The organism is Streptomyces ossamyceticus (assembly GCF_001418475.1).
In the GTDB taxonomy this organism is placed as follows: domain Bacteria; phylum Actinomycetota; class Actinomycetes; order Streptomycetales; family Streptomycetaceae; genus Streptomyces; species Streptomyces ossamyceticus.
The window spans coordinates 1-11,224 of sequence record NZ_LIQX01000032.1 but is presented as its reverse complement, the minus strand read 5'-3'; the positions used below and the strand labels follow the sequence as shown (position 1 = coordinate 11,224).

The window sequence follows — 11,224 nt, the reverse complement described above, 5'->3', positions numbered from 1 at the left end:
CGGCGGCCCAGCTCGCGGGCGTCCTGGGGGCGGGCCTCCGGCTGCTTGGCCAGCAGGTCCAGGATGAGCCGCTCCAGGTACGCGGGGAGGTCCTCGCGGTGGCTGCGCGGGGGCAGGGGCACGGTGTCCCGGTGGCCCATGAGGACCGCCCAGGCGTCGTCCAGGTCGAACGGGGGTACTCCGGTGGCGATCTCGTAGAGGACGCACCCGAACGAGTACAGGTCGCTGCGCCGGTCGACCTGGCCGCCGCTGATCTGTTCCGGCGACATGTAGTGGGGGGTGCCCATCGCGATGNNCGAGGCGGGCGATGCCGAAGTCGCAGATCTTCACCGTGCCGTCGGTGAGCCGCATGATGTTGGCGGGCTTCAGGTCGCGGTGCACGATGCCCCGCCGGTGGGTGTAGGCGAGGGCGGAGGCCACCTGCCCGGCCACCTCGACGACTTCGGCGACGGGCAGTGGATGGTGTCTGTTGTCCTCCAGGAGCTGGCTGAGGTTGCGGCCCTTAAGCAGTTCCATCACGAGGAACAGCGCTCCGTCGGACTCGCCGAAGTCGTGGACGACGGTCACTCCCCGGTGCTGGAGGCCGGCGGCGACGCGCGCCTCCCGCCGGAACCGCTCGCGGAGCACACCGGTGACGGACTGGTCCTGCCGGGTGTTGACGGGTTTGAGGCACTTGACCGCGACCTGTCGGTCCAGTGACTCGTCTCTCGCACGCCAGACCTCGCCCATGCCGCCACGCCCGATGAGATCGAGCAGCCGGTACCGGCCCTGGACCAGCGTGGTGTCCGTCATCGCCAACGATCGCCCCCGTCCGTACGGACCCGCCCTCCCCTGGCTTGTCCGATGTCCAGTATGGCGACCTATCTCATGACTTTGTATGGTGCCGGGCGGGTGCCGGGGCCGAGCCGCTCCATGGCCCTCAGGATGTGCTTGGGCGGGAGCTGCCAGCGCAGACGTGCGGGAACGCGGCGCAGCAGGGTGCCGGTGCGCCGCAGGCGGCGGGTGACGACCGTCGGCGCGGGGGCCGGTCTGCCGTACAACTCGTGGGCGTACGGCGGCAGGGAGGCGTACGCCAGGTTGGCCACGCGCCGCCAGAGCGCTTCGCGTGCCGGTACGAGCAACGGGTGGGTCGGCGGGCGGCGCAGGAAGTCGTCCACGTCGCGCGCCTCCGGCCCTGCGGCCAGTTCGGGGCGAACCCGATCGAAGTACGCGGCCAACTCGGCGCGGCTGCCGGGCGCGTCGGCCGGGTCGAGCCCCACCAGGCGGGCGCTGACGCGGTGTTCGGCCACGTACCGGTCGGCGGCCGCCTCGCCGAGGGGGAAGCCGGAGCGGAGCAGGATGTGCAGGTAGGAGTCGATCTCGGCGCAGTGCACCCACAGCAGCAGTCCGGGTTCGTCGACGCCGTACCGCTCCCCCGTGTCCGGGTCGGTGGCCGTGAGCATGCTGTGGATCTTCCGGACGCGGGCGGCGGCCCGCTCGGCGGCCTCCGCGGTGCCGTACGAGACGGTGCCGACGAAGTCGGCCGTGCGCAGCAGCCGGCCCCAGGCGTCCTTGCGGAAGTCGGAGTTCTGCATGACGCCGCGTACGGCCCGGGGGTGCAGGGCCTGGAGGTAGAGGGCGCGGACCCCGGCGATCCACATCATGGGATCGCCGTGGGTCTGCCAGGTCACCGAGTCGGGCCCGAAGAGTCCGGGGTCGCCCCGGTGCGGGACGCCCACGCCGTCGGGTCCGGTCACGGTCATGTGAGGTCACCTCGGGTTGGCTGTCGGCTCGCGCGTCTGGTCGACCGTTCAGCATCATCCCCCCGAATGGGTGAGCGGACACGCGCCGCTTTTCTCGGGTGGACGGAGTGGAAGCCGCTGGTGACCGTGCCCAGCAGGCACGGTCACCACCTTCCGGTGAGGGGTGCGCGGGTCAGCGCTGGAGGGTGAGGAGGCCCGGGCGGTACGGCAGCTTGATGTAGTCGGTGCCCGACGGGACGTTGGGGGACAGTCCCTGGTAGAGGAACTGGAGGTTGCAGGGGTCGATGGTCATGGTCTGGTCGGGGTTGTTGCGCACCAGGTCACCGTGGCTGATGTCGTTGGTCCAGGTGGCGCCGCTGTTGGCCTTGCCCGCGAACGGGTTGGACTCGGTGGCGGCCTGCGGGGTCCACGGACCGTTCAGGCTGGAGGCCGTGAACGAGCGGAAGAAGCGCTGCTCGCTCGCACCGCGAGCCTCGACGATCATGAGGTACTGGTTCTGGCCCTGGACCTTGTAGACCTCCGGCGCCTCGAACAGGTTCTTCACGGTGTCGCTCATGATCGTCGTGTACGACGAGCCGAAGCTGGCCGGGAAGTTCCCGATCGGCATGGTCGACTGGTAGATCTTGCCGTTGTCACCGGCGAAGAACATGTGCATGTTCTGGCCGTCGGCGATCATGGTCGGGTCGATCGCGCTGCCGTCGGGGACGCTACCGGTGAACAGCGGCTGCGGCGCGGACCAGCCGCTGGGGTTGGTGGGGTCGCTGGAGGTGCGGTAGACGAAGGGCCATTGGGTGCCCCACCCGTTCGAGGTCAGCACCCAGATGCTCTTGGGCGCGAAGTAGAACAGCTTGGGAGCCACCGCGGACGAGGGCATGGCGATCTGGGCGGCCGAGGTCATGTCCGACCAGTTCGTGAAGGGAGCGAACCCCATCGACTTCCAGGACGATCCGTCGGAGTAGGTCGCGTAGACCAGGTGCTTGCCGTTGTACGTCACGGTGGTGAAGTCCTTCAGCGCGGCCCAGCCGTTGGCCGGCTGCGCCAGCGGGCCGGTCGAGCTCCACCGGTACGTCGACGGAAGATCACACGAGTTGGGCGTGCCGGACAGACCGGTCCACTTCTGGTTGCTGCCGCCGGTGCAGTTCCACAGCTGCACCGCCGTACCGTTGGCCGTGGCGCCACCCGACACGTCCAGGCACAGCCCGGATTCCACGGCGACGACCGTGCCGTCCGCGTTCACCCGCCACTGCTGGTTCGTACCGCCGTTGCAGGACCAGATCACCGGTCGGGTCCCGGCCGTGGTGGCGTGGCCCGGGACGTCCAGGCACTTGTTGCCGTAGACGGTCAACTGGTTGCTGTCGGTCAGCGTCCACTGCTGGTTGGTCCCGCCGTGGCAGTCCCAGATCTGCAGGTTGGTGCCGTCGGTCTGGGCGGCGCCCGGCACGTCGAGACACCGGTTGGAGCCGACGCCGCGCAGGGCGCCGCTGGAGGCCGCTTGGGCAGCCGGGCTGGCGACGAGCAGTGCCGCCAGCGAGACCAAGGTCGCGGTCGTGGCGGCGAGCACCGCGGACGGACGTCGGCGGAGGGGATGTGGTCTGCGCATGAGGACCTCATGATTCAGAGGGGTTCGGAATGTCGAACAACGGTCGAAGTGTCGGGCGACCGGAGGGGCGGAGAACGATCGAGTTCCGGGACAGAGCTGGTTCCGTACGCCGTTGCCGACCCTCAGGGCTCGCTGCTCGACCCAGCTGAGCCCACGCCGCGAGAAAGTGGCCTTGGACGTGGGAACGGACGGCGGCCGCCGGTGCCTCCCAACCGCCGGGGGCACCAGCGCCGTTGGTGGACAGCTTGCGGGTGGCGCGGAAGTTGCACAGCAGCCGGTCGACATCCACGAACCGCAGGTAGTTCTGGGTGCGGTTCGGCCCTCGCGGGAGGTAGGGCCGCATGGGCGGGCGATGCGCCGCTCAAGGACCCGGCGGCCGAGACGGCTGTGGTGACGGCCGGTTGCGGGAGACGCCGTCTACTGAGGGAGGGGGACAATGTGCACCCTTCGGTGGCGATGGAGCGGCTCGGCAAGGAGGCCCGAAGCCAGCGAGGGGTCAGAGACCCATCGGCGCCCTCCTTTGATACATGGGATGGATTAACGGATATGGACCAGCCTGTTGTCTAGCCTTGCGACACAAACTCCTGCTCCGTACTGGTTGGTAGCTTGATCGGCGCGCCAGTAGCCAAGCCATACATTGGATGTGGTGGTGCCCCACACCCCTCGGGACTTCCTCGACAGTCGAGGCTTGCTTCGCCTCGTCACATCGCGTCAGCGTCGGACGCGGGGCATGCCCAGGCCGATCCAGGCGATGATCTCGCGCTGGATCTCGTTGTTGCCGCCGCCGAAGGTGAAGATGACGGCCGAGCGGTAGCCGCGTTCGAGTTCGCCGTGCAGAACTGCGCCTGCCGAGCCCTCCTTGAGGGCGCCACCGGCGGCGACGATCTCCATGAGCCAGGCGTACGCGTCGCGGCGGGCCTCGGAGCCGTAGACCTTGACGGCGGACGCCTCCTGCGGGGTGAGCGTGCCGTCCTGAACGGCGCTGACCATGCGCCAGTTGAGGAGCTTGAGCGCGTCGAGCCTGGTGTGGGTCCGGGCGAGGCGGCGGCGCACCCAGGGCAGGTCGATGACACGGCGGCCGTCCGCGAGCTTGGTCTCCATGGCCCAGCGCTGGACGTTGTGCAGGGAGCGGATCGCCATGGTGCCGTGGGCGGCGAGGGTGACGCGTTCGTGGTTGAGCTGGTTGGTGATCAGCCGCCAGCCCTTGTTCTCCTCGCCGACACGGCGGGAGACGGGAACGCGGACGTTCTCGTAGTAGCTGGCGGTGGTGTCGTGCGAGGCGAGGGTGTTGATCAGGGTGCAGGAGTAGCCGGGGTCGGTGGTCGGGACGAGGAGCATGGTGATGCCCTTGTGCGGCGGCGCGCCCGGATCGGTGCGGGTCGCCAGCCACACCCAGTCCGCCGTGTCGCCGTTGGTCGTCCAGATCTTCTGACCGTTGACGACGTACTCGTCCCCCTCGCGCACCGCGCGGGTCTTCAGTGCGGCGAGGTCCGTGCCGGCGTCGGGCTCGCTGTAGCCGATCGCGAAGTCGATCTCGCCGGAGAGGACGCGCGGCAGGAAGTACGACTTCTGCTCCTCGGTGCCGTACTGCATGATCGTCGGGCCGACGGTGTTGAGGGCCATCAGCGGCAGCGGGACACCGGCCTGGGCGGCCTCGTCGAAGAAGATGAACTGCTCGATGGCGGTCAGGCCGCGTCCGCCGTACTCCTTGGGCCAGCCGACGCCGAGCCAGCCGTCCGCGCCGAGGCGGCGGATCGTCTCCCGGTAGAAGCGTTTCTGCGCCGCCGGCTCGGAGTGCCGGGTGTAGGCGCCCGCCGGAACCAACTCGGCGAAGTAGGCGCGCAGTTCGGTGCGCAACCGCTGCTGCTCGGGCGTGTATTCGAGGTGCACGGCGCCTCCAGGCTCCCCAAGGCCGACCTGACGGCGCACACGCTAGAACGTGTTCCAGTAATTGGGAACACGCGGGAGGGTGACGGTCGGGCCGATCGCCGTCGACGCCGCTCGGTGGCGCCCGAGTGGACCCGAGGGGCCGGGCGGTTCAGCCGAGGGTGACAAGGAAGTCCGTGCAGGCACGGGCGCAGGCGCGGCAGGCCCGGGCGCTCTCCTCGGCGCCGGGGTGCTCGTCGAAGACCCGGGCGCACTCCAGGCTGACCGTCCGGCACCACTCGACCTGGACGCGGACGGCCGCTTCGTCGAGGTTGGTCTGCTCGGACAGCGCCCGGCAGGTGGCGTCGCACACCTCCGCGCACATGATGCCCTTGCGCCGCATGTGCTCCTGCTCCTCGGGACCGTCCGGATCGGCGAGGCTCGCCCGCAGGGCACACGCACGCGCACATTCGGTGCACGCCTGCGCACACGCGAAGCGGTCCTCGAGGAATCGGATGAGTTCCTGCTGCTGGGATGTCGTCGTCGAGGTCACCCGAGGCGGGTAGCCGGAGCGCTGCCCGTCAAACGCGGGCGCCGCCGAGCCGGGTTCGCCGAGGCCGGGTTCGCCGAGTTCCGTTTCCCCCGGCGCCCGACCGGGCACCCGTGCACACCCCGGCACGGGGGCGAGGAACGGTCGCCCCGACCGCCTCCCATGTGAGCCGACCAGGTTCACCCGACCCTTTGGGGGTATTCATCCGATATGAACACGGAATGGGCTAATTTCGCAGCAGAGCGCAGCGTGCTGGGCGGCGCCGCCCCGTTCATCGCCGGGGTGGTCGTCGTGTCGGTGCTGATCGGGGCCCTGTGGCTGGGCGCGCGCGTCCGTGCGCGTGAGCCGCGCCGCCCCCTCCCCGAGGAGCAGCCGAAGCTGCCCGAGGGTGGCCCCGTGCGCGAGGAGCAGGCGAACCGTGAACCGGACGAGATCCCGAAGAGCGACTACCGGCTGACGCCGTACGAGGTGCACGGGAACCAGGGCACCCGGCCCAACCCCGACAAGAAGCGGCCCCGCTGGAGCAAGAACAGCAGCGGCTCCTTCGGCAGCGGTGGGCTCGGCGCCCACTGACACCGCATCGCGGCGGGCCCCGGCTGCGGCAGGGGCCCGATCGCTGCCCGGACGGTCCCCGACCGATCCCGGTATCACGCGGTGTCACCGCAGCCGCACGCGCGCGTACGGCCACGAGTGAGCACGAGGGAGTGAGAGTCATGGCAGACCACCGGACGCTGCCACTGCCCGACTACGACCATCTGCCGATCGGCGGCCTGGAGAGCCGTGTACGGTCGCTCACCGCCGGGGAGGTGGAGGAGCTGCTGACGTACGAGCGCCACCACGCCGACCGGCTGCCCGTGACCCAATTGCTGACGGCGCGCCTGGACCAGCTGGGCTCGGGCGCCGAGCCCACATCGGGTGACCCCGGTGCGCTGCGGCCCGAGCAGCACGGCCGCCGCTCCGGCTCCCCCGTGTCGCCGGCGACCTCGCCGCAGCCGATGAGTCCGCCGCCGCACGGCACCCCGGACCAGCGGGGCAGGCCGAAGGGCGACCGCGCGTAGGTCCGTCGGCGTACGGAAAGGGGCGTCCCGCGTTGCGCGGGGCGCCCCTTCCGGCGGTGGCGGTCAGCCTTCCAGCGCCAGCCCGGTGTAGTTCTCGGCCAGTTCGGCCGCCGCGTGGCGCGAGGTGGCGACGCGGTGCAGCTGGGAGAGCTGGAGCTTGGTCTCGAAGGGGGACTGCTCCGGGTCGGCGTGCAGGGTCGTGGTCATGAAGTACGAGAAGTGCTCGGCCCGCCACACCCGGCGCAGACAGGTGTCGGAGTACGCGTCGAGCAGCTCCGTCGACCCGGTCTCCTTCAGCCGCGCGAAGGCGCGGGCGAGCACGATGACGTCGGTGGCGGCGAGGTTGAGGCCCTTGGCGCCGGTGGGCGGCACGATGTGGGCGGCGTCGCCGGCGAGGAGGAGGCGGCCGTACCGCATCGGCTCGGTGACGTGACTGCGCATCGGCAGGACGGCCTTGGCGGTGACGGTTCCACGCTTGAGCCGCCAGCCGGGGTTCGCGGTCAGGGCGAACCGGGCGTCCAGCTCGTCCCAGATCCGCTCGTCGGACCAGTCGGCGGGGTCGGTGCCGTTGGGGACCTGGAGGTAGAGGCGGCTCACGGACGGCGACCGCATGCTGGCAAGCGCGAAGCCCCGCTCGGAGTGGGCGTAGATCAGCTCGTCGTAGACGGGCGGGGCGTCGGCGAGGATGCCCAGCCAGGAGTAGGGGTAGGTGCGCTCGTACGTCGTCCGCACGCCCTCCGGGACGGCGTCGCGCGCCACGCCGTGGAAGCCGTCGCAGCCGACCACGTAGTCGCAGGTCAGGGTCTGTTCGCGGCCCTCGTGCGTGTACCGGATCACCGGGCGGTCGCCGTCCACGCCCTCCACGGCGTGCACCTCGGCCTCGAACAGCAGCGGCCCGCCGTCGGCGAGCTGGAGGGCGATCAGGTCCTTGACGACCTCGGTCTGCGCGTAGACCCACACGCGACGGCCACCGGTCAGCTCGGGGAAGTCGACACGGTGGGCACGACCGGCGAAGCGCAGCTCGATGCCGTCGTGCGGCATCCCCTCGGCGTCGAGACGGGCGCCGGCGCCACAGGCCCGCAGCACGTCGACGGTGGCCTGCTCCAGGATTCCGGCGCGCTGCCGCTGCTCGACGTACGCCCGGTCCTTGCGTTCCAGAACCACACTGTCGATGCCCGCGTTGTGCAGCAGACGGGCCAGCAGCAGCCCGGCCGGGCCGCCGCCGATGATGCCGACGGTGGTGTGCATGAGTAGTACTCCTCGCCGTTGAGGACGAGCCGCGTCCCGCCTCCGGGAGCCGACCTTGGCCGTCAGTTGTTCGCCAGTTGTTCGTCAGGTGAAATTCAGTTCACTAAGTTGTGGGGATGAGTCTGCGCCCGGCCCGCCCGCCTGTCAACGGTCACACACGGAGGGACGGTCGCGGAGGGCGGACGGTTCGGGTGTGGCAGCGGTGGAGGCGGTGGCCCGGGGCCGGGGAGGGCGGCTCAGTCCACGAAGTGGAAACCGGGGTGCGGGTGCATCAGGAAGTCGTGGTGGGAGATGTTCCAGGCGTAGGCGCCGGCGAGGGAGAACGCCACCCTGTCCCCCGCGCGGAGCCCCGGCGCGTGGACGTTCCGGGCGAGGAGGTCCTTGGGGGTGCACAGCTGGCCGGTGAGGGTGACCCGGGCCCCCTCGGCCGTGGGGCGCGGCCACGGGTGGGGCCACTCCCCCACGGGCAGCACCGAGCAGGGCTGGTCGTGGCCCTTGGTCGCCGGGGTGCGCAGATGGTGGGTGCCGCCCCGCACCACGGCGAACTCCTCGCCATGGCTGTGCTTCACGTCCAGCACCTCGGTGGCGTACCAGCCGCAGTAGGCGGTCAGGGCGCGCCCGGGTTCGATGCGCAGCGTCAGTCCGGGGTGGTCGGCGAGGAGGCGGGCGAGTCCGTCGCCGTACGACGGCCAGTCGAAGCGGCGGTCCGGGTCGGTGTAGTCGACGGCCATGCCGCCGCCGATGTTCACCTCGGCGAGGGGCACGCCGAGGCCGGTCGACCAGTCGACGATCCAGCGGGCGACGGACAGTTGCTCGGGGGCGTCGAGGCCGCTGGCCAGGTGTGCGTGGACGCCCCGCAGTTCGAGGTGGGCGCAGCTCCCGTCGGTGAGGGTGCGCAGGACGTCCGCCGCCCGGGTGGGGTCGATGCCGAACGGGGTGGGGCGCCCGCCCATCGCGAGGGCGCTGCCCGCGAGGGAACCGTCGGCGACGGCGAGGTTGAAGCGGAGGAGGACCGCCACGCGTCGGCCCGGCGCGACCCGCCGGGACAGGTCGGCGAGCATCCGCAGGTCGTGCTCGCTCTCCACGTGGAAGCGCTCGACGCCGCGCTCCAGCGCGGTCGTGATCTCGTCGGGGGTCTTTCCGGGGCCGCCGAAGGCGAGCGGCCGGCCGGGAACGGACGCGGCGACGTGGACGAGTTCACCGCCGGAGGAGACCTCGTAGCCGTCGACGTACGGGCCGAGCGCGGTGAGGATCTCCGGCTCGGGGTTGGCCTTCGCGGCGTAGTACAGCTCGACCCGGTCGGGCAGCGCGGACCGTACCCGGGCGGCATGCTCGCGCAGGGCCGTCATGTCGTAGACGTAGGCGGGAAGTTCGGTCGGCTGCAGCGACAGGACACGGTCGCGTACGGCGGGGGTCGGGGCGGTCATCGGGTGCTCCAGCGGAGGATGTCCTCGGCGAGGGGCGAGGGCAGGCGGACATAGCCGGCCTCGCGGTCGGCCTTGCGTTCCCAGCGGGTGAGCAGGTTGGCCTTGGCGGGCAGCGGCACTCCGGCCAGCAGGGCGGCGAGCAGGGGCGGACGGCTCTCCTCGTCGGCGTGGGCCCGCAGGACCGCGCGGACCGCCGCCCACAGGTCGGCCTCGGTCTCGGGGTGCAGATCGGCGAGGGCGGCGAGCAGCTCGGCGAGGTGGTTGACCAGGAGGCAGTACACGATCCGGTCCCAGCCACGCCGGGCGTCGTACGTCATCGGGCCGGCGACCTCGGGCGGGAGCGCGGCGAGGGTGTCGGCGTGGTGGTCGGGGACGAGCTTGGTGCCCTCCAGGTCGCGGAAGAGGACCCGGGCGGGCATGCCGTCGGTGTCGACGCAGATCAGGACGTTCTGGAGGTGGGGTTCCAGGACGACGCCGTGGTCGAAGAAGGCGGACAGGACGGGCGGGACGAGGAGGCTGAGGTAGGCCCGCCACCAGTCGAGCGCGGACTCGGGGCCGCGTCCGGACAGGAGCCGGGAGATGTGGGCCGGGCCGGTGGGGTACTCGTCGGCGACGGCGGCCGCGAGCAGCGGAGTCGTGCCGGACGGGAGCCGCCGGGACAGGCCCTCGCGGACGATCACACCGAAGCCTTCGAGCAGGGTGCGGTCGGGGGTGCCGTCGGGGCCGGGCAGGGCGAGGCTGCGGTAGGCGGGTTCGCGGAGCAGCGCGCTGCCGGGGAAGCGGGCCTCCAGGTCGGCCAGGGCAGGGGCGAGGGCACGGGTGAGGGCGACGGCGCCGGAGAGTTCGTAACGGGCGTTCTTGCGGACGCAGTTGGTGATGCGGACGTTGAGGCTGAACTTCAGGAAGGCGTCGCCGTCGAAGAGGGTGCGGACGGAGGCGGTGGCCGCGTACTCGGGGCCGCCGGGCCCGAGGTCGAGGATGTCGCCGCGCCCGAGGGCGGCCCGCAGCAGGCGGTGCTCGCGGAGCATCTCGTACTGCCAGGGGTGCGCGGGCAGCAGCCGGTACCCCTCGGGGACGTCGCCGCGTTCCGGGTCGAGGACGGCGGTGGCGCCGGGCTCGGCACTCTCCTGGGCGATCAGGTCCTCGCGTACGGCGAGGTGGCGCAGCGCGAAGACGGCGCGGGCCTCCGGGGCGTACGACCGCCACGCGTCGGCGTCGCCGGTGCGGGCCTTCGGGGCGGGGTGGAAGCGGTGCCCGAACAGCAGGGACTGCTCGGAGGCGAGGTAGTCGGGGCGCCCGCGGGGGTCGGTGTCACGGTCGGCGAGCGCGGCGGCGAGGGTGCGGTGGCTGGAGTCGATCTGGGGCAGGAACTCGTCGTTGCGGACACCGGTGCGCAGGGTCAGTTCGTCGTGGGTGTACTCGGCGAGGCGGCGCCAGTCGAGTGCCGTCCAGCCGGTCGCGGTCTGCTCGTGCACCGGGCCGGTGAAACGGTGGGCACCGAGCAGTGAGGTACGGCGCAGCGCCACGCGGAGCAGCGGGCCGCGGCGGGGCAGTCTCAGCAGGAGGTGGCCGTCGCTGACGGCGGTCTGGCGTTCGGGCCCGGAGACCTCGCGCAGCAGGCAGTTGAGGAGGGTGTGGGCCGTGGCGTCGTCGGCGGTGGGCAGGTGAGCGGTACCGAGCGAGTCGGTCAGCGGGGGCATGCGCGGGCTCCAGCGGGTACGCGGGGGGTGGAG

At 71.4% G+C, this 11,224-nt stretch carries 10 protein-coding genes and 2 pseudogenes; 2 read left to right on the top strand and 10 right to left on the bottom strand.

From position 1 onward, the window contains the following. From AOK15_RS46470 to AOK15_RS03195, 7 genes and pseudogenes are all read right to left on the bottom strand, one after another. Nucleotides 1–294: pseudogene (locus AOK15_RS46470) on the bottom strand (protein kinase domain-containing protein); the annotation flags it as partial. A gap of 2 nt (nt 295–296) precedes the next feature. Then, nucleotides 297–792, bottom strand: a 496-nt coding sequence (locus AOK15_RS46465; protein ID WP_240508287.1) for a serine/threonine-protein kinase, incomplete at its 3' end; no start/stop codon positions are given. A 68-nt stretch (nt 793–860) separates the two neighbouring features. Beyond that, nucleotides 861–1,742, bottom strand: coding sequence for an oxygenase MpaB family protein (locus AOK15_RS03210; RefSeq protein ID WP_055512516.1), 882 nt, complete (start codon nt 1,740–1,742; stop codon nt 861–863). Nucleotides 1,743–1,914: 172 nt separating this feature from the next. Next, nucleotides 1,915–3,342, bottom strand: coding sequence for a non-reducing end alpha-L-arabinofuranosidase family hydrolase (locus tag AOK15_RS03205; RefSeq protein WP_055512514.1), 1,428 nt, complete (start codon nt 3,340–3,342; stop codon nt 1,915–1,917). Between the two features lie 142 nt (nt 3,343–3,484). Beyond that, nucleotides 3,485–3,779 (bottom strand): annotated as a pseudogene (locus AOK15_RS46460) (beta-L-arabinofuranosidase domain-containing protein); the annotation flags it as partial. A 274-nt stretch (nt 3,780–4,053) separates the two neighbouring features. Next, nucleotides 4,054–5,232 (bottom strand): acyl-CoA dehydrogenase family protein, encoded by a 1,179-nt coding sequence (locus tag AOK15_RS03200; protein WP_055512511.1) that lies wholly within the window; start codon nt 5,230–5,232, stop codon nt 4,054–4,056. A 148-nt stretch (nt 5,233–5,380) separates the two neighbouring features. Further along, complete coding sequence (locus tag AOK15_RS03195; RefSeq protein WP_055512518.1) at nt 5,381–5,761, bottom strand: four-helix bundle copper-binding protein; 381 nt, start codon at nt 5,759–5,761, stop codon at nt 5,381–5,383. Nucleotides 5,762–5,968: 207 nt separating this feature from the next. Here AOK15_RS03195 and AOK15_RS03190 point away from each other — a divergent pair, with 207 nt between their 5' ends. Together AOK15_RS03190 and AOK15_RS03185 are read left to right on the top strand one after the other, a co-directional pair. After that, nucleotides 5,969–6,331, top strand: coding sequence for a DUF6479 family protein (locus AOK15_RS03190; RefSeq protein ID WP_055512508.1), 363 nt, complete (start codon nt 5,969–5,971; stop codon nt 6,329–6,331). A 140-nt stretch (nt 6,332–6,471) separates the two neighbouring features. Next, on the top strand, nt 6,472–6,816 hold the full coding sequence (locus tag AOK15_RS03185) for a DUF8129 domain-containing protein (RefSeq protein ID WP_055512506.1): 345 nt from the start codon (nt 6,472–6,474) through the stop codon (nt 6,814–6,816). A 63-nt stretch (nt 6,817–6,879) separates the two neighbouring features. On the opposite strand, the gene AOK15_RS03180 is transcribed toward AOK15_RS03185, so the two are convergent. From AOK15_RS03180 to AOK15_RS03170, 3 genes are all read right to left on the bottom strand, one after another. Continuing rightward, nucleotides 6,880–8,064 carry a 4-hydroxybenzoate 3-monooxygenase gene (locus AOK15_RS03180; protein WP_055512504.1) on the bottom strand — a complete coding sequence of 395 codons (1,185 nt, stop codon included), beginning with the start codon at nt 8,062–8,064 and terminating at the stop codon, nt 6,880–6,882. A 236-nt stretch (nt 8,065–8,300) separates the two neighbouring features. Further along, nucleotides 8,301–9,491: a type III PLP-dependent enzyme gene (locus tag AOK15_RS03175; protein ID WP_055512502.1), complete on the bottom strand. Its 1,191-nt coding sequence runs from the start codon at nt 9,489–9,491 to the stop codon at nt 8,301–8,303. Then, complete coding sequence (locus AOK15_RS03170) at nt 9,488–11,191, bottom strand: IucA/IucC family protein (protein WP_055512500.1); 1,704 nt, start codon at nt 11,189–11,191, stop codon at nt 9,488–9,490. Before AOK15_RS03170 ends, AOK15_RS03175 begins: the two co-directional genes overlap by 4 nt. Nucleotides 11,192–11,224 lie beyond the last annotated feature (33 nt).